Consider the following 19,656-nt stretch of genomic DNA (forward strand, 5'->3'; position numbering starts at 1 on the left):
TCACTCGACTTGAGCCATCTCTGCGATTTGCTCCAAATGGGATTCTACATGGTGTCCGTGTGTTAAAACCACCAGCCTGTCGCCTGCCGAAATAGAGGTGCTGCCGTCAGGAATAATTTCTTCTTCGCCCCTCGCAATGCTTACGATTAAACAGTCATCAGGCCATTGAATGTCCATAATTTTCTTTCCGTCCAAAAAAGATTCGGGAGAAACGCAGACTTCAAAAACCTGCTTGCCGTGTTCTTCCGCTTTTTCTTTTTTATTTGCAAAATCTTCACTGTCTAAAATCTGTTTTAAAAGAACCTCGTCATTAGGCGGCGACTTTATTATGTTTGCCGTAATATATGCAGCTGCTGTGGTCAGCACCAAGCCTCCCAAATGGAAAAGGTCTCCGCTTGTTTCTGCAAGAAGAACTATGGCTGTAACCGGAGCCTTTATTACGGTAGTAAAAAAGGCGGCCATCGCAAAGACCATCAGGTTTACGGCATATTGAGCTTCAATTAAATTAAAATAAACCAAGATGTTCGAAAATATAATTCCCGTCAAAGCTCCACATGAAAGAAGAGGAACAAATATGCCGCCTATGGCTCCGGAGCCTGCCGAAAGGCCTGTAAAAATTATCTTTGCCGCAAGAATCAGAACGAGCATGGAAAGCGGAAAGCTGTGTTCTGCAATGGCTTCAATCAGATGATCTCCTCCGCTTGCCGCAAGGGGCACAAAAATACAGACAGGTACCGAAATAAGATACGGAATCAATGGCGAAAATTGGGGAGAAATCTTTAATTTTCTGTACATCTTTTGAGATGTATAAATCGATTTTTTAAAAAGATGTCCGATCAGAGCTGCCGCGGCCCCCATCAAAATGAGCCAGCCGAAATATTTTATAGGGAAAAGTTGAAGACCGTGAAAATCAAAAATAGCTCCCTGCTTAAAAAATAAGGAGACTGCAAGGTCGCCTGCAAAGGCTCCGAGCATTACGCAGGTTAAAAGGAGGGGGCTTAGATATTGGTGCAGGTCTTCTATAGCAAAGACGATTCCTGCAAAGGGTGCTCCGAAAGTTGCGGCAAGCCCTGCTGCAGCGCCGCTCGTTACAAGGCAGACTCTTTCAATATGGGAAGTCTTGCCGATTTTTTCAAAGGCACTTCCTATGTATGCTCCGATTTGAACGGAGGGGCCTTCCCGTCCGACTGAAAGGCCTGCACTTATGTTTAAAACACCGCCTAAAAATTTTAAGGGTAATTCCGGCCATGGGGTCATATCGAGCTTTTTCATAAATTTACCCTTGATCTGTGAAACCCCGCTCCCCTTTATCATTGGATATTTTTTGATGATAAAGCCCATAAATAAGCCTAAAATAATTACCGTCAAAATTAAAACGCCAAAGCCGAAGACCGTACCGAACTGTCCGCTTATTGCCTTATCATAAAAATCAATTCGCAAGTTTGAAAGAAAATCGATGGATTTTCTAAATGCCGTAATGGCAAGCCCAGTGAGGATTCCCACTATAAAACTTTCTCCGGCAATAATAAGATGATTGCCGTACCAATTTTCAAGAATTTTCTTTGTGTTTAAACCCGTGTATTTCATCTTTGATATTATATAAATAAGTCTTTTGCCTGTCAATTAAAATGCATTCCAAATTCATGGAAAGCAAGATTAATGAAAAATGTAAATCCTTACCGTGCCGGTTGGCAGTATCTTATTACGCTTGTTGACAGCTCTGGTGCTCTTAAAAAAATATTACAAAATCGATTTTTATAAACCATAAAGACCCTCTTGATAAAAAAACGATAGCGTATTACTTTATCGTTTGGAGGTAAACTTGAAAAAACATATTTGGAAATTTGCAAGATTCGGCGGAGTCACTCAGTTAGTGTTTGAAACAGCCGATGATATTCTTAACCTGAGGCAGTTAGACCAAAAGCTTTGGACTACATTAGCGATGCCGACAAAAGGCATTTTCTTTAATCCCGAAACGGCTGCCATACTGGATACGGATGCCGACGGATTTATCCGCCCTCCGGAAGTTTTAGACGCCGTCGATTTTTTGTCAGAAAGTTTACAGGATGTCGGCATCATCATAAAAGACGGCGATACACTTTCACTCAGCGATATAAAGAACACCGAAATTGTCAAGACAGCGGAATGGGCTTTAAAAAGGCAGGGAAAAACAGGCAGTATAATTTCACTTGCGGATATTGTAAACGAAAATGAAGTTATAAAATCAAATGAACTCGGAGAAATATCTGATGATGACAGCGATGATCTCCGCCTGAAAAAAGTGCTTTCACTGTATGTAAAAGAAAATATAAACAGCACGGGGGAACTCATCTTTGACATGCTTACTAATGACAGGAACCAATGTCTCCAAAACACAGAAGATTTAAAAGCCGTCAGTGCCGGTTTAGAAACTTCATCGATGGTAAAAGCCGTTGCCTCTTTTGAAGCCGTTAAAAACAAGATAGATGACTTTTTTGTGCGCTGTAAACTTTTGATCTATGTCAATGGAGAAAATACCCCGCTCACCGACTACAGTGAAATTTTTAAAACCTTCACCACTGTTGAATTGAACACTTCCAGCGAAAAATTACGCGAACTCCCCATTGCATTGCCGAATACCGAAATGCTTTTGGACACACAAAGTAAAATAAACCCGGCTTGGGCAAATGAAATAAAAAAATTCTACGCAGATGCTCTTTCACCTTTGTGCGGAGATCTTTTGGTACTAACAGAAAACGATTGGAAAAATATTTCACAAAAAATTTCCGGCTTTACTGCGGTATATTCAAAGCAATCTGAAATTAAGGCTGCAAAAATCAACCCGCAGTTTTTGGAAACAAAGCTAAATCAAAAAGATGAAATTATCACTGAAATAAATGAACGGTTGACCTTTGAAAAGGAAAAACAGCATATCCAATCGCTTAAAAAATTATTGCTTCTTCGAAAAGACTTTTTTACACTTTTGAAAAATTATGTCAGCTTTTCCAACTTTTATACCGGAGGTGAAACAGCCTTTCAGGCAGGTGTTTTATTCTTTGATACAAGGGCAACGACCTTATGCTTTGAATTAAACGGAGATGACCGCCATGCAACCTTGGATATTTTATCGGGAGCGTATTTACTTTACTGTGATATAACACGAGGAACAGCCAAGCGGAAACTTTTGGCACTTTTAACCAATGGCGCTTCTGACAATATTGTTGTTGAACGAAACGGTTTGTTTTATGACAGAGATGGAAACGATTGGAACGCAACTATTACTAAAGTTATTGCCAATCCGGTCAGTGTGCGTGAAGCGTTTTTCTCCCCCTATAAAAATTTAGCCCGTATGATTGAAGAGCAAATTGCAAAAAAGGCAAATGCAGCAAACGAAAAATCGGATGCCCTCGTTGCAACGGCCGCAGACAAAACGGTCAATATGCCGAAAGAAGCGGCGGCGAGTTTGCCGAACAAAAAGCTTGATCTCGGGACGATTGCTTTAATCGGAACAGCAATAGGCGGAATTTCAACTCTCATCGGAAGCTTACTTCAAGCACTATTCGGATTAGGCTTGTGGGTACCTATCGGACTCATCGGGCTTATACTGATTATATCGGGGCCGTCGATGATACTCGCCGCCATGAAATTGCGCAAGCGAAGTATCGGTCCGATTCTTGAAGCAAACGGCTGGGCGATTAATGCACATGCAAAAATCAACATTCCGCTTGGAAGCTCGCTTACAAAATTGGCATCATTGCCGAAAAATGCACGGCTCGCACACCTTGACCCGTTCGCCGAAAAGAAAAATGGCAGAAATATTTTTATTGCCGTTTTAATCCTGCTGCTTGCAGCCGCCGGTGTTTTTTGCTATTTTTATCTTATTAAAAAAACGGGTATCTAGCCGTTCAATCTAAAATAAAACCGGAGACACACAAAGGGGAGATGGAGCACCATTGGTAATTCCATCTTCCTCTTATTTGTCGAATTGATGCACTTTCGGAGTAGTGAAAATCACTGCTCCTTGACAATATCAAAGACTTTGAAGGAACAGCCAAGAAGTATGGAATTGATTTTGCTTTGAAGAAGGACATTTCAGAGAATCCACCAAGGTATTTAGTTTTCTTCAAGGGCCGTGATGCAGATGTGATGGAAGCGGCCTTTAAGGAGTATATGGCGAAGAATCTCCGCAAGGAGAAAAAGCCATCCGTGAAAAAGGCGCTATCTGCTTTCAAGGAAGCTGCGGAAAAAAATCACAAGACTCGTGAGAAAGTTAAAGTGAAAGATCGTGGGGTGGAGCTATGAGTGATTCTTCACATCGGAAACAGGAGTGATATATAGACACAAAAAAGGAGGATAATGCCATGATAGAATATCATAATAAAATCACAGCACTATACTACCGCCTTTCAGTTGGTGATGAAGATAGAGACGGTGGCGAGAGTAATAGTATTGTAAATCAAAAAGCATTTTTAGAAAGGTATGCACGAGAGCAAAAGCTGATAAACATTCGCCACTATACCGACGATGACGAAAGCGGTAGGTTCTTTGACCGCTCAGCCTATACACAGATGATAAACGATGTAGAACAAGGCAAAATCGGAATTGTCATCATGAGTTTAAGGTAATACATTCTAAGGGAGAATAGTATCGAGTAAGTGGGAAATCTGGCAGTAGAAAAAATCGCTTAAAAACGCTATAATATTAGCCGATATAGACAAATAAATTTGAATTTACGGTGGTGATTTTATGAAAATAGTTATTATACATGGTCAAAGTCATAAAGGTTCAACATATAATAGTTCAAGAATGCTTGCAGATAAATTGGGTGGAGAAGTATCGGAATTTTTTCTACCAAAAGATTTTAATCATTTCTGTATTGGGTGTGGGAATTGCTTTACTAAAGGAGAAAGTATGTGTCCGCATTTCGAACAATTACAGCCAATTACAAATGCCATAGATGAGTCGGATATAATTATTCTTGCAAGCCCTGTATATGTATATCATGTTACAGGTTCAATGAAAGCGTTTCTTGACCATTATGGTTATAGATGGATGGTTCACCGACCAAGTGAAAGTATGTTTTCAAAACAAGCTGTCTGTTTTTCAACAGCTGCTGGGGCAGGAATGAAAAAAGCTAATAAAGATATGGCAGATAGCACATTCTTTTGGGGATGTGCTAAAACTTATAAATTAGGTATTGCAGTTTGGGAGACGGATTGGAAGAGAGTTGACGAGAAGATAAAATCAAAGGTTGACCGCCAAACAACAACTCTCTCGAATAAAATAAAAAGCAACTATACAATGGTAAGACCTTCAATAAAAACAAGGATTTTATTCAATATCATAAGAATTATTCAAAAAAAGGGATGGAATGAGAGAGATAAGACATATTGGCAAGAGAAAGGATGGCTTGCTAAAAATCGTCCATGGAAATAATCAAATCCCGGTTGTTTGTTGAACTGACAATTTAATAAAAACTACCACAGAAACAGTAAATCGGAAAAAGGTTTACTGTTTTTTCTTTGTTTAAAAATAAAAAGAGAGGAAAACAGAAAATGAACTTACAAAAGAGATAGAGCCATGTCCCGAAAACCTGATGGCATTTTAATAAAAAAGATTAGAGGAAAGACCTTTGTAACAGAGATATATTTTGATAAAAAGAGTAAGGAAACATTTCAAGATAAAATGTTCAAAGTTATACATTCAAAGGGTAAATAGTAGTGAGTAGAGAAATATGACAGTAGAAAAATATCGAAAAAAATGCTATAATATTAGTCAATATAGATAAACAAATTTGAAGTTGAAGAGGAGAAACTTTCCCATGAAGAAAGAAATCAAAACAATAGAGAAAGATGGATATAACGGCGTATACTGGCCGAATCCGAACGGCAGTAAATATTGCATGATTGCCATGCTTGGTGATGATACAAAAGACATGATGGCAAAGGGTGGCGTCAAATGGCTTCAAAAGAAAGGTCTGAACGTCCTCACAATGTCACCGGCCCCAAAAGATTACGGTCACCATAACTATCCACTCGAACGTTTTGAGAAGGCACTTGCATTTCTGAAGACGATGGGCAATGAAGAAATCGGTATTATGGGTGCCTCGACAACTGGTATGCTTGCGCTTGTCGCAGCGTCATACTTTTCGGAAATAACGCTTACGATAGCCATTTCTCCTTCTGATTTTGTGATGGAAGGTTTTTATCAGGATGGGAAAGACGGGGCTCACGAACGTCCGGGAGACGGAGAGTCATCTGTTTCATATCACGGTAAGCCGCTTCCTTATCTGCCCTATGCGTATCGCCATCCGGAATACTGGCAGAAAATATCTGAGGAAACCAAACGGCGTGGCGCGATGGTTGCCAGTCGCGATTTGTTCGATGAATCGGAGAAAAGGCATCCCGTGCAGGAAGCCGAGAAAATAAAGGTGGAGAATATAAAGGGTCGCATTCTGCTGATTGGTGCGGAGGATGATGTACTTTGGGATACCTGTAAATACATTCGTAGAATGGAAAACAGGCTGAAAGAAAGGGACGCGGATAACAGTGTAGTTCTCATGACCTATGAACATGGAACGCATTTTATTTTTCCGCAGACCATGTTAACAGGCATTCTTCCTGTGGGTTCCGGGCTGTTTATCAGCATGGCTTTTAAGGAGGCAAAGCAGTATCCTAAAGAGTGTAAGCAGACGAGGATTGAAGTTGATGAGCGCTTATCGGAGGAACTAAAGCAGTGGATAAATTCGGCTCGATAAATCCCAGTTTGTAGAACTAACAACTTAATAAAAATTACCACAGGAACAGTAAATCAAAAAAGGTTTACTGTTTTTCTTTACTCAAAATTAGAAAGGGAGGAAACGAGAAAATGAAAAACATTGAAGAAAAAATCTTAATGGCAGATGAAGAAATCAAGCAGTTACAAAACAAAAGGAAAAAGCTCATCAGTCAGCAGAAACAGGAAGAACGAAAAAAGAGAGATAAAAGGATATATGAAAAAGGGGCAGTCTTTGAAAGTATATTTACTGAAAGTAAAAATCTAACCAAAGATGAATTTTATCAGCTAATAACAAGTCAAAGAAATAAAGATGAAATCAATCTTAAAAATCATAGAGAGTAGAGAAATTGCAACAAGAAAACAGAGAACTATCACAGGAAAGAAGCAAGAATTAGACCTGTACAAATTGGCTAAAAAAATGGTATAATATTACAAACATCGAGTAAAACAAATTAGAATTTGTAGAGGTGAGAAAAATGTAATGGCAACACATCCAACTTAAATCGAAATAGTATAAAATTACGAGGAGATTATAAGATGAACAATTATATAAAATTAAATGAAGATAGATGGAATAATGTAAAAAATGACTATACTGAACCATTGACACATGAAGAATTAGAAGAAGTTAGAAATAATTCAATTTCTGTTGCATTAACTGTTGGAAAAAAAGTTCCGAAAGAATGGTTTGAAAAAGCCAACGGAAAAAAGATATTAGGTTTAGCTTGTGGTGGTGGACAGCAGGGTCCGGTTTTTGCTATAAAAGGTTATGATGTAACCATAATGGATTTTTCTAAATCACAATTACAAAGAGATGATATGGTTGCTAAAAGAGAAGGCTTAAAAATCAATACAGTTCAAGGCGATATGACAAAACCATTTCCATTTGAAAATGAAACTTTCGATATTATTTTTAATCCGGTTTCAAATGTATATATAGAAGATTTAGAAAACATGTATAAAGAAGCCTCTCGAGTATTGAAAAAGGGTGGACTGTTAATGGTCGGATTTATGAATCCTTGGATATACATGTATGATGCTGACATTGTATGGGACAAACCCGATGAGGAATTACTTTTAAAGTTTTCAATACCTTTTAATTCAAAAGAGCTTGAAGAGGAAGGCAAAATAACCATAAATCCAGAATATGGATATGAATTTAGCCATACCTTAGAAACTCAGATTAGAGGACAACTTAAAAATGGTCTCGCTATGATAGATTTTTATGAATCATGTGATAAAAGACATAGATTATCACGTTATGGAAATGACTATATAGCTACACTCTGCATTAAACTATAATATTAAGGAAGACGCAGGCCAAGAAGATTGAGAAAAAGAATCCCCATCATTACCATTTCTGCGAATTCTTCTTTACATTTAAAGAACATCTCAAAAAATCCTACAAGTTTTTTATAGCGCTCAAATAGCGTTTACCCCATAAAAATAACTAGAGCTAAAATAATCAGAATAACAATATTTATAAACACGATAAAGGGAATAATTTCGTTTAGTTTTTTTTTATTTTCTTTTATCAAGAGAATTGAAACTGCAATCATTGTAAAAATTACATAGACTGCTATTACAAGTTTTTCGGTTTGCTTGGACATTTGAAAAAACCGGAAAAGAAGGCCTACTGTCAAGGAAAGGCCTGAAAGAAGATACAGGCTAAGCCCTACATGTTTGCCTATGGAAGAGGCATTATATTCTTCTTTTTCCTCCTTACTCATCATATTATAACCTGCAATCAAAAAATAGAATTTAAACTTGTGAATTAAAATACCGAAAACCGCAAGCAATCCTGCAATTATATAAAAAGTTATCATTCCTTCCTCCAAAAATTAACATTGTGTTGACTTGTAAATTATAGCATGACAGGTTCTTATTGTAAACCATAAGCCGGTATTAAAGAATCCTCAAAAGATTGAAATATACGGAAAAAAATGCTATACTGTGCTGTAATGAAGGAAAGATTTGCCGATAGCAGATTCAAAAATCTTATCACACTATACACACAAGACAGAAATAGTGTTCTTGTGCGTTTTTTTGGAATGACGGACACAAATCCGGCAAAAGACTCTCTTTCTACATACAATTTTCCCCTTAAAAAGGAGTAATGAATTTATGAAAAAGATTATAAAGATTTTAACAACAATTGCGGCAGTGTTGGCAGTTGCACTGTTTTTTGCAGGATGTAAACAGTTTTTAGAAGACCCTGAAGATTTTTTCAGCTATTGGGTGGCGGAAGTTATGAGTACGGATTACAGCATTGATAAACCTCAGCAAATGAACAAAGACGGCATACCGTGCGTACCCTCTGCAACTGACGTAACGCTTACAATTAAACTGCGTAACCCCAAAAACTTTACCCTCGTTATGCCTACGTCTTCCGCCGATGTTATCCGCTTTCCGGGACTTACAACACAGCCGACATACGGCAAGGACTACACTTTAGAGCAAACACCTGACAAAGCAGCATTGAAGCTCACGTACAAGCCAGGCTTTTTGAAAGCACACGAATGGAGTAACGGCGGCATAGGCCCTGAAATTACCCTTATTTCAACAGACGGCAGAAAATTCGGTAAGAAGTTCAGTTTGAACCTAAAGGCGAATACAGCCCCGCCGAAGCCGTCCGTCACTCTTGCGCAGACAAAGATAGGTCAGAAGTATTATGTTTTATGTCTGCAAGTCCCCGATATGGGCGAAACTATTACCGGCGAAAAGCTCCATAAAGACATGAAACACATCAAAATCAACGGGACGAAATATGAGCTGAAAATAAACGGCGGAGGCACCGATTTTATAAAACCTGCGGATTCAGCTTTTATTGAATCTACTAATGTGGAAAAACTTCCCATACCGGGTGCGGATAATCCGCCTACAGGTGCATGGGTCTTGTATTACCAAACCGATGTTAAAGCCGAATACGGAGCTGAAAAAAATTATACGATTACACTTATAGATGAACAAGGTTTGGTTTCAGAAGAATTGAAGCCAACCGCAAAGGCGGAATTTCCCACTTTCTATGTCCGCGGAATATACGGCTATTGGTATACCGATAACGTACCGGGAAGCGAGGAGGGCGATGACATTAGCGGAGACGGTTCAAAGCAAAAGCCGTATGCAACCGTTGCAAAAGCGCTGACACAATGTACCCAAAACGGCGTGCCCTACATCATTCTTACAGACGGAACGATTGAGGAAGATGATACCCTTAATATTGAAAGCGGTAAAATGATTACAATAGCAGCTTTACGGAAAGACTATAATCCTCCGGTACCTGCGATAATACACGATGCACGTTCACTACCCGCCTCTGGTCACGAACGCTATCTTGTTACAACGGCAGGAACGCTTACTCTCGACTCCGTTATCTTAAAAGCTGTTATAACGGGAACGCACACTATGTACGGTTTTATCGCAAATTCATGGGTTTACGGTATAAAACAAACAGGAGGAACCGTAACCGTTAAAGGTGAAGCGGCGCAAGTTAGAAACTTTGCCCATGCCGTAGAAATTACCGGCGGTACTTTTACGATGGAAGAAGGTTCAATCTGCAATAATTATGTAAACGGCGCAAACTCCGGCGTAGAGATAAAAAGCAACGGAACTTTTATCTTAAACGGAGGTTCTATAAAAGATAATAAGGCTACGAATCATGCCGGGGTGTCTCTAACAGGTAACAATGCAAAGTTTAGAATGACGGGCGGTGAAATATCGGGTAACAGAGCATACTGCTTTGGAGGAGGTGTTTCTGTTGACAGTGGAACAGTAGAGATTTCAGGCGGAACAATAAACAACAACCATGCGGCGGAAGGAACGTTTGGAGACCCCCCCCACAAAGATGTCGGCGGCGGCGGAATTTATATAAACGGGGGTACCGTTAATTTTACGGGCGGTACCATAAAAGACAATTTCCTTGACGGAGCGAAGAAAAACTGCGGTGCCGGGGTCTTTGTTGAAGGAGGGGGAACTTTTAATATGACAGACGGCACCATTACGGGCTGCAAAACCAATCCGGATATCTCCAGTCCTCAACTGAGCAAAGGCGGCGGCGTGTTCGTAAAACACGGAAAATTTACCATGTCCGGAGGAAAAGTGAGCGGCAACACGGTGACCGCAAGAGAGGTAACTCCCGACTACACGCTGGCCGCAGGCGGCGGCATTTACGGTGAATACTATGATGACACTGTTAGAGGAGTAATTGAAATTTCAGGCGGCGAAGTTTCCGGCAACACGGCGACCGTAGACGGCGAAGTTTCCGACAACACGGCGACCGCAGGCGGCGGTATATACTCGCACTATAAACTGACCGTATCGGATTCTGCAGAAATAAAGAATAACACGGCTGCTCCGAACGGTTCAGGCGGCGGCATTTTCATTGAGTTCAACGGAGCATTTGACTTTACCGGAGGAACCGTCAGAGGCAACACGGCAGACGAAGGCAGCGGTATCTATGTAAGCGAGCCTGCCAATAGCAGCACGGTTATGAAGATGTCGGGCAGTGCAACAGTTACTGAAGGCAACGACGTCTTCTTGAATCATGCTACGGGTCAGATTGCGTATGTCGTCGTAACGGGTGCGCTTGACAACACACCTGCAGCAAAGCTTACGATGAAGGACGATCCGGACCCAGATTTTTCCGGATACAGAAATGGCAGACTTGTCGTAAAAGGAGACGGTTTTCCGCTCACTTCGGCTTATGTGTACAAGTTCCCCATAACATCGCAGGAGATATCGTCGGGCCTATATACTTTGTGGACGACCGAGCTGGACGGTAATGAGCTCAAGCTGAAGAAGATAACGCCGTAAAACATGGGCGCATAAGCCCACACAGTACGGGTGCATAGCCCCATAACACATGGGTGCGTAGGCCCCGACAGCAGGGAGGCATAGCTCCCGACAGTATGGAGGGATAGCTCCATAGAGTACGGATGCGTAATGGTAGCCGGTCTACCACGGTAATGGTATTGATCAGGGGGAAAAAACCCTTTGACAGCACGGGAAGGAGAGAGCTGTGAAGTTCAGCAGGTAAAAGTCAATACTAGTACAGACCCTAAAGCCCGTAAGGGAACGGAGGTTTGTCCCTCCCCCTAATAAGGAGTTAACTTATGAAAAAACTTTCAAAGATTTTAACACCGATGGCTGCAATACTGGCAGCCGCACTGTTTTTTGCAGGATGTAAACAGTTTTTAGAAGACCCTGAAGATTTTTTCAGCTATTGGGCGGCGGGAGCCGTTATAGACCGGAATATCGTGATAAGTCCGGCTCCCTCTTATGCGCCCGGTTCGAGTATTCCCTGTGTGCCGTCTGCAGGCCCCGTAACGGTTACGATGAAAGTGCATAATCCGAGAAACTTTACGCTTGTTATGCCTACGTCTTCCGCCGATGCGGGAAAGGTTATCTATTTTCCTGGGCTTTCGACGCAGCCGGTGTACGGTACGGACTACACGCTGGATTTGACGGCAAATGATACGCTGAAACTTACGTACACACAAGCCTTTTTACAGGCACACGAGTGGAGTAACGGCGACATAGGCCCCGAAATTACCCTTATTTCTACAGATGGCAGAAAATTCAGCAAAAAGTTCAGCTTAAATATTGAAGCGAACACGCCGCCGCCTGAAATCGGTGATATAACGATAGCAAAAACCAAAACCGGCGGTATGTACGTTCTGCATTTTAAAGCCGATAATATGACGGCTCTGTTAGGCTCCGCTCTTTTGCATAAAGACATCGCATATCTTAATGTACAAAAAGAGGGCGGCACGGAAAGAAAAATACCGATTAGCGCACAGTCTTCCCAATTTAACACATCGCATGGGGGACCTTTTCTCTTGCAGTCAACGGATGTTGACCCGCTCATTGATACGATCCCGTCCGGAAATTGGGAGCTATACGTTAAAACCGCTACGGGCCTTACTGAAAGCACGCTCCCAACAAAATACACAGTCCGGCTGATTGATGAAAAAGGTCTTTCTTCGGTACCAAAAGAAGCGAAGACCTTAGGCTCTATTCCCGATATAAGCGACAATACGAAGGCATGGAAAAATTTAAAACAAGCCGTCGCGGACGCACAGGAAGGCGGCGTTATAACCGTCATGGGTAATGTTAAAGCAACAAATGACCCCGACAACAACGGTGCGATCGATGTAACTAAAAGCCTTACCATAAAAGGAGTCGGTTCAAATCCTGCACTCGATGCAAATCAAAGTGCATTAGGTTCAAACGCTCACCGCATCTTTACCGTAACGGGAGATAAGACGGAGTTTACGCTCGAAAACCTAACGCTCAAAAACGGTTATGCAAACCCGGGCGGTCTCTTAGACTACAGATACGGCGGTGCCATTTCTGCAAGTCAAATAAAAACATTGACGCTTAAAAACTGCGTTATTGAGGACTGTAAAGCATACGGCGGAGGCGGTATATCTTTGAACGGCGGTGTAGAGGCAGTACTTGAAAGATGTACCATTACGGGATGTCAAACGACACGTGGCGGCGGAGGGGCAATTTATGCAGGCGATAGTTCCGGCAAGCAGCCGGTTGTCCGCATTAAAGGCGGGCTCATCAAAAATAACACAGGGTACGTATCAGGTGGTGCTATCAATATTTCCCGCGGAAGCCTGTATATCGAGAAGTATGAAAACGATAATGCAAGAATAGAAAATAATACGGTTATAGCGTCGGGCGGAGGCGGCAACGGAGGCGGCGGTATAAGCTACTATTGGGACGCAGACAAACCCGGCAAACTTACAATAGAAAACGCAGAAATCACAAACTGCAATATCGAGTATAACTCCTCTGGCGACAAAAACGCACATGGAGCGGGCATCTCCGTTTACGGAAACGGAGATGTGTCTTTATCAAACGTAACACTAAATCGATGCGAGTTTACCGGTGAATCCCTCGGTAACGAGTTCGGCCAAAAACAGGGCGGAGGCATTTATCTTCGAAAGGTGTCAACGGCAACTATTGAAGACTGTACTATTAAGAATAGCACAACCACCAACGAAGGCGGCGGCATCTATGCTGTGGACAGTAACCTAACGATAGAAGATACCGAAATTCAAAATAACAAAGCACAAAAAAAAGGCGGGGGCCTGTATGTTTTGGCAGCTTATGCCGATGTAAACCTCACTATAAAAGGGACCACTCAATTCGATGGCAACGATGTGAATCTTACTTCCGGTGATCCTTGGGGAGGCGGTATTTATATGAAAGGCAATTCACCAAAATCCGTAACGGCAGTTATGACAGGGGGCGAAGTTTTATTAAATGAAGCATATGACGGCGGCGGCATATATATCGACAGTAATGCCTCGTTTACTATGACAGGCGGCTTATTGACCGGTAACGATGCACAGATAGGCAGCGGCGGAAAAGGCAGTGGTGTCTACCTTGCCGCCAGCGGTACATTTACGATGAGCGGCAGCGCAAAAATCAAATCCTCCGACGATGTGTATTTGTCTAACGGAACAATGATAACCCTTTCCGGCCGGCTGTCGGAGTATTTCGTCGCACGCATTACGCCTGAAAACTACAGCCCGAGTACGCAGGTGCTTGACGGTGATATAACGGCCGGTGGCCCACCGCCAAACTACATGCGATTTGAGGTAACGCCGAAAGATTTAGGCGGCGGCAATACGCAGGACTGGGTAATAGACGAGAACGGTTATTTGAGATAATGGGTAATTGGTAATTTCGAGCCGCCCTGCTCGAGCCTCTCGTATCGCTCGGATCGAAGGTCTCGTATCGGGCGGATCGAAGGTCTCGTTCCGAACGAGTGAATACCTGAGACTTGCCCCAATCCCTATGTTTTCAATCTCAATGCAGTTTAAAAAATTCCTTTGCGGTCTCTGCGTCCCTTGCGGTTAAATTAAAAAACCGCTCTTTTAAAATCCTTTAACCTGTGGTATAATACAACAAGAGAGGAAACAGCTATGAGTACTTCAAACAGAAAATACAAAGACTCTGTCTTCGTCGACCTTTTCAGTGAGGATGAAAAAGCAAAAGAGAATTTCTTATCGCTCTATAATGCTTTGCACGGCACCAAACTTACGGCTATAGAGCATTTGAAAAATATCCGCCTCGATCAAGTTTTGTACATGACATTCTATAACGACGTTTCTTATCTTGTAGATAACAAAATAATAGTTCTTGCAGAACACCAATCGACGATAAATCCTAATATGCCTCTCCGCTGTCTTGAGTATGTCAGCCGCTTGTATGAAACCCTCTTTGAATCAAAAGAAAAGTACAGCCGCAAACTCTTAAATATACCGACTCCTGAATTCTACGTATTTTACAACGGAGAGGAAGCCTATCCTTCCGATAAGACTCTGAAACTTTCGGAGGCCTTTATAGAAAGAGGAACGGAAACTAATCTTGAGTTGACCGTTAAAGTAATAAACATAAACCGGCAAAACCGTCATCCGGTATTGGAAAATTGCCGGACAATGCAGGAATACAGTATATTTGTGGAAACGGTGCGCAAGTGGAAAGAGATAGATAGTCAAAACGGTTTTGAAAAAGCCGTTGAAGAATGTATAGAAAATAATATTTTGCGTGAATATCTAAAACGCAAGACTAAGGAGGTATTGAATATGTTACTGGCAGAATATGATTATGAAACAGATATTGCAGTACAGCGAGCCGAAGAACATGAAATCGCCTTTGCCGAAGGAATTGAACAGGGGATTGAGCAAGGCTTTGCCGACGGTTCATATCAAACAAAACTTGAAACGGCAAAGGTACTAAAACAACTTGGTGATTCCGTAAAAAAGATAATGCAAGCGACAGGCCTCAGCCAAGAAGAAGTGGAAGCGATTAATTAATTGGTAATGGATAATGGGTAATGGGTGAAAATTACACATTACAAATTACCAATTCAAAATTACTTATCAGGAGAATTGATGTATGATGAAAAATTGTATAAAAGCCGCACTTTGTGTGGCGGTGTTTTTAAGGGGCATGGCAGCTTCCGTTCTGTTTGCTCAAGAGGTGAATGAGGAACCTGCAGAACAAAAAGACGTTCTTCATTGGTCGGTGGGGCTTTCTGCGGAAGGGAATATGAACGTACCGAAAGGCTACGCCTTGGGCGCAGGGCTTTACGGGCTTGTCGTATTGCCTGATTGGGTAAAGACCGGCAGGTTTTCAGCCGGTGTAAAGCTCTTATATTCGACGGAATTTAAAAGATACGGGCTTTTTGATACAGCCCTCTTATTCCGCTGGAACTTCTATGATTTTTCAAAATCTAAAAAGCCGGACTCAGGCTTTTTTGTGCAGGCGGAAGGAGGAGTTTCCCTAGGCTGGAACGGAAAGGCCGCAAAACCCTTTGTATTCGGTTTGGGAGAAGGAACATTCGGTTACCGCTTTGCAGTAAAAAACCTTTTTATCGAGCCCTATATAAGAGGCGGCTATCCGGTAATCTGGGCTGCCGGAATAAGCGGAGGTTTTAGAATATGAAAAAGCATAAAGGTAAGATTTTAGTTTTATTTTTAGCGGTACTTTTAGTATCGGTTTTATCTTGTGAAAACCCGTTTTTAAAAAAGATGCTGGTTGAAGAGGAAAAGGGAAAAACCGTATCGCAGGTACCCAAACACGGGGTAACTTTCAGCGTAGAAGGCGGGCACGGCACGCTTAAAGCAAAGGCGGACGGTGTAACGAAAACGGCGAAGAGTCCCATAAGCATTGAACAGGGCAAAAAGGTAACTTTTACGGCCGAACCTGCCGCAGGCTACATGATAAAAGAGTGGAAAGTAGACGGCGCCGTCATTACAGGCAATACGGAAAATTCATATATCCATACCGTTACAAAAGCGATTGACGTTAAAGTGAGCTTTGATGCGCTCCCGCCCGGCAAAGCTTCGTATACGGTAAAACACTATCGGGAAAAACCGGAAGGCGGTTATCCTGCAGAGCCTGCGGAAAGGGAAATCTTACAGGGTACCGTGGGAGCAGATGCCGCATACACGGCGAAAACCTACGAAGGCTTTACCTATAATTCAAGCCTTACCAAAATAAACGGAACCGTACAAACGAGCGGCATGATAAGCGCCGGCAGCACTACCGCCGTAGAACTCTATTATGAGCGAAAGACGGTAAACGTAACCTTTAAACTTGCAGGCGGCACCGTAGACGGCAATACGGATAATGTTGTAAAAACGGGCAAATACGGAACAGCCTTGACTGCACCCGCTCCCGTAAAAACGGGTGCCGTTTTTAAAGGATGGGAACCTGCCCTGCCTTTATCTCCCCTTTTCCCCGCAGCCGATACGGAATACACTGCGAAATGGCAGAACATCTACACGATTAACTTCAGCGTAGAAGGCGCCGGCGGCACACTGAAAGCCAAAGTGGATGGCAATGAAATCACTACGGGCGATTCAGTCGAACAGGGTAAGTCTGTTGTCTTTACGGCGGAACCTGCTCCTGATTATGTGGTGGAACAGTGGACAAAGGGCGGCATAGTTATCGCCGAAGCAGGCATGGATACAAGCTATACTTACGCGGTAACGGCAAATGCGGACATCAAGGTGAAGTTTCAATCACTCTTTGTCGAAGGCGGCGCTTCGCTCATCTTAAGCCCCGACAAGCTCGACATCAAAGTTAGGGTAAGAACCGCTGACGGTACCCCCGTTACAGTTGAAGGCTGCGAAGAAACAACGCTTGCAAGCAGCAGCAACAGCACGTACACGGTGCTGCACGCAAAAGGCAGAAGGGTTATCCTCAAAGGCAACATCACCAAGCTGTATTGCGACAACAATCAGCTTACCGCCCTTGACGTACAGGGCTTAACCGCTTTGCAACATCTGAACTGCGGCGGCAACTCGCTTACCGCCCTTAACGTACAAGACTGCACCGCCTTGAAAGAGCTGTACTGCTTCCACAATCAGCTTACCGCTCTTAACGTGCAGGGCTTAACCGCTTTGAGAGAACTGGACTGCAGCAAAAATCAGCTCACCGAGCTTAACGTGCAGGGCTTAAGCACTTTGCAAGAGCTGAAGTGCCACTACAATCAGCTTACCGCTCTTAACGTGCAGGGCTTAACCGCTTTACAAGATCTGTACTGCTGGGACAATCAGCTGGCCGAACTTAACGTGCAGGGCTTAACCTTTTTGACATGGCTGTACTGCGGCGGCAACCGGCTTACCTCCCTCGACGTGCAGGGCTTAACGGATTTGAACGCGCTGGGCTGCCATAACAATCAGCTTACCGCCCTTAACGTACAGGGCTGCACCGCTTTGCTATGGCTGTGGTGCGGGGGCAATCAGCTGACCGAACTTAACGTACAAGGGTGCACCGCTTTGCAACGTCTGGAGTGCTACAGCAATCAGCTTAATGCAGACGCATTTAAAAAGCTCTTTGACGATTTACCGCAGATTACAAGCAGCCATGCTGAATTCTGTCTTCTTTACACCGAAGTAACCGGCGTTAGCGAAGGCAATCACACAGACTTTACCGCTCCACCGGATTTAGCCGCAGCCTTTAATAATGCAAAAACCGTAAAGAAGTGGAAGATGTATAAGTTTGATGGAATCGGGCTTAAGGTTGAGCTTTAACGCTGCATTCGAGCATTTCGTACCGTCCTGTTCGAGCCTCTCGAATGCCGTTATGCGAAAGGCTCGTATCGCTTGGTACGAGTCTCTCGTACCGCTCGGATCGAAGGTCTCGTATCGGGCGGAACAGGGGGCAGTTACATTAAAGAAACCGCCAAGGCCGCAAAGCGTTGAACTTCGCTCAACTTCGCAAAGAGGAAAATTAAATATCTTAACAAAGCTCCCCTAAAATTCCTTTGCGCTCCTAGCGTCCCTTGCGGTTAAATTAAAAAACCGCTCTTTTAAAATCCTTTAACCTGTGGTATAATGTACGTGGAGGTTAAAGAATGCGTAAAAGTTTTGATGATTTAACCATAGCCGATGACTTTATGTTCTGTGCTGTTATGCAGGATAAGTCTATCTGTACGGCAGTATTGAATATGGTACTTGCAGACTCAATAGGGCCGATTAGCGATATAACCTATCAAAAAACCTTTGACCAAGCAGGCTATGCAAAAAGCATACGCCTTGATGTATGGGTTACCGGCAGCAACGGCAGTGTTTATGACGTTGAAATGCAAACAACAAATAAACAAGACCTTGCTAAACGATTGCGCTACTATCAATCGGTTATCGACGTAAGCAGCCTTGAAAAGGGCGGGCATTATACCGACTTACACGATTTGTTCATCATCTTTTTTTGCCCATTCGACTACTTGAAAAACGGCCTACCGGTATACACCTTCAAAACGATATGCAGCGAAAATACCGCAATCGCATTACAGGACGGCATAACTAAAGTCATTATCAACAGCACTGCCGCAGATAAAGAGCCTGACCCTGAACTCAAGGCTTTTTTGGAATACATGAACGGCGTTGTCAGCGATAAACCGTTTATCCGCAAGATAGACAGGTATATCAAAGAACTAAAAGAAAATGAAGAGAGGAGGAAAGAGTACATGTTAATACAATCATTTGAAATGGATGCACGAAGGGACGGCATACAACAAGGTATACAACAAGGTATACAACAAGGTATCCGGCAAGGCTTTGCAGACGGTTCGTACCGAAAAGCCTTAGAGGATGCATGCAATTTAAAACAGCTTGGTGTTTCAATTGATATTATCGCTAAAGCGACCGGTCTCAGTAAAGAAGAGGTGGAAGCGATTAATTAATTGGTAATTGTCGGCTTAGGATAGACGCCTTATCTGCATACAGATAGGGAGTCTTCTCGTATTCGTATTTGCAAGATAATCATCCTCATCGTGCAGTTTACTTTTTTAGGCCTTTATGATAAAATCCTGAATCAAGTGCCTGCGGATAAATCCGCAAATGAGTTAAACCTTATTTACTTTTATGGAGC

General features: G+C 42.5%; 16 protein-coding genes and 1 pseudogene. 15 read left to right on the forward strand and 2 right to left on the reverse strand.

Annotated features, from left to right (window positions below):
* The gene (locus E4N78_RS10080) at positions 1–1,623 is read right to left on the reverse strand and encodes a ClC family H(+)/Cl(-) exchange transporter (RefSeq protein WP_370644920.1); all 1,623 of its coding nucleotides are present in this window, start codon (positions 1,621–1,623) and stop codon (positions 1–3) included.
* 199 nt (positions 1,624–1,822) lie between these two features.
* Here E4N78_RS10080 and E4N78_RS10085 point away from each other — a divergent pair, with 199 nt between their 5' ends.
* From E4N78_RS10085 to E4N78_RS10115, 8 genes and pseudogenes are all read left to right on the forward strand, one after another.
* On the forward strand, positions 1,823–3,880 hold the full coding sequence (locus E4N78_RS10085) for a hypothetical protein (protein ID WP_255810424.1): 2,058 nt from the start codon (positions 1,823–1,825) through the stop codon (positions 3,878–3,880).
* A 128-nt stretch (positions 3,881–4,008) separates the two neighbouring features.
* Complete coding sequence (locus tag E4N78_RS10090) at positions 4,009–4,281, forward strand: PcfB family protein (protein WP_442267887.1); 273 nt, start codon at positions 4,009–4,011, stop codon at positions 4,279–4,281.
* Between the two features lie 59 nt (positions 4,282–4,340).
* Positions 4,341–4,592 (forward strand): annotated as a pseudogene (locus E4N78_RS10095) (recombinase family protein); the annotation flags it as partial.
* Positions 4,593–4,725: 133 nt separating this feature from the next.
* Positions 4,726–5,415, forward strand: coding sequence for a flavodoxin family protein (locus E4N78_RS10100; RefSeq protein ID WP_255810425.1), 690 nt, complete (start codon positions 4,726–4,728; stop codon positions 5,413–5,415).
* Between the two features lie 144 nt (positions 5,416–5,559).
* A complete protein-coding gene (locus tag E4N78_RS13865) occupies positions 5,560–5,697 on the forward strand; it encodes a hypothetical protein (RefSeq protein WP_369426247.1) in 138 nt (45 codons plus the stop codon).
* Between the two features lie 103 nt (positions 5,698–5,800).
* Positions 5,801–6,736: an acyl-CoA thioester hydrolase/BAAT C-terminal domain-containing protein gene (locus tag E4N78_RS10105; protein WP_002680020.1), complete on the forward strand. Its 936-nt coding sequence runs from the start codon at positions 5,801–5,803 to the stop codon at positions 6,734–6,736.
* A gap of 110 nt (positions 6,737–6,846) precedes the next feature.
* A complete protein-coding gene (locus tag E4N78_RS10110) occupies positions 6,847–7,098 on the forward strand; it encodes a DUF3847 domain-containing protein (protein ID WP_002680014.1) in 252 nt (83 codons plus the stop codon).
* Between the two features lie 195 nt (positions 7,099–7,293).
* Positions 7,294–8,058 carry a class I SAM-dependent methyltransferase gene (locus tag E4N78_RS10115; protein WP_044977544.1) on the forward strand — a complete coding sequence of 255 codons (765 nt, stop codon included), beginning with the start codon at positions 7,294–7,296 and terminating at the stop codon, positions 8,056–8,058.
* A 131-nt stretch (positions 8,059–8,189) separates the two neighbouring features.
* Here the strand turns inward: E4N78_RS10115 and E4N78_RS10120 are convergent, their stop codons facing one another.
* Positions 8,190–8,582: a DUF3784 domain-containing protein gene (locus E4N78_RS10120; protein ID WP_255810426.1), complete on the reverse strand. Its 393-nt coding sequence runs from the start codon at positions 8,580–8,582 to the stop codon at positions 8,190–8,192.
* A gap of 135 nt (positions 8,583–8,717) precedes the next feature.
* Here E4N78_RS10120 and E4N78_RS10125 point away from each other — a divergent pair, with 135 nt between their 5' ends.
* The 7 genes from E4N78_RS10125 (at position 8,718) to E4N78_RS10155 (ending at position 19,468) form a co-directional block, all read left to right on the forward strand.
* Positions 8,718–8,873, forward strand: coding sequence for a hypothetical protein (locus E4N78_RS10125; protein WP_255810427.1), 156 nt, complete (start codon positions 8,718–8,720; stop codon positions 8,871–8,873).
* A gap of 7 nt (positions 8,874–8,880) precedes the next feature.
* On the forward strand, positions 8,881–11,568 hold the full coding sequence (locus E4N78_RS10130; RefSeq protein ID WP_255810428.1) for a hypothetical protein: 2,688 nt from the start codon (positions 8,881–8,883) through the stop codon (positions 11,566–11,568).
* A gap of 299 nt (positions 11,569–11,867) precedes the next feature.
* Positions 11,868–14,441, forward strand: a complete 2,574-nt coding sequence (locus E4N78_RS10135) for a right-handed parallel beta-helix repeat-containing protein (RefSeq protein WP_255810429.1) — start codon at positions 11,868–11,870, stop codon at positions 14,439–14,441.
* A 255-nt stretch (positions 14,442–14,696) separates the two neighbouring features.
* Positions 14,697–15,590, forward strand: coding sequence for an Rpn family recombination-promoting nuclease/putative transposase (locus tag E4N78_RS10140; protein WP_002694511.1), 894 nt, complete (start codon positions 14,697–14,699; stop codon positions 15,588–15,590).
* An 82-nt stretch (positions 15,591–15,672) separates the two neighbouring features.
* The gene (locus E4N78_RS10145; RefSeq protein ID WP_255810430.1) at positions 15,673–16,221 is read left to right on the forward strand and encodes a hypothetical protein; all 549 of its coding nucleotides are present in this window, start codon (positions 15,673–15,675) and stop codon (positions 16,219–16,221) included.
* Positions 16,218–18,317, forward strand: coding sequence for an InlB B-repeat-containing protein (locus E4N78_RS10150; RefSeq protein ID WP_255810431.1), 2,100 nt, complete (start codon positions 16,218–16,220; stop codon positions 18,315–18,317). Before E4N78_RS10145 ends, E4N78_RS10150 begins: the two co-directional genes overlap by 4 nt.
* A gap of 323 nt (positions 18,318–18,640) precedes the next feature.
* Positions 18,641–19,468, forward strand: coding sequence for an Rpn family recombination-promoting nuclease/putative transposase (locus E4N78_RS10155; protein WP_255810432.1), 828 nt, complete (start codon positions 18,641–18,643; stop codon positions 19,466–19,468).
* Positions 19,469–19,656 lie beyond the last annotated feature (188 nt).

The sequence above is a fragment of the Treponema denticola genome (assembly GCF_024400535.1).
Lineage (GTDB): Bacteria > Spirochaetota > Spirochaetia > Treponematales > Treponemataceae > Treponema_B > Treponema_B denticola_C.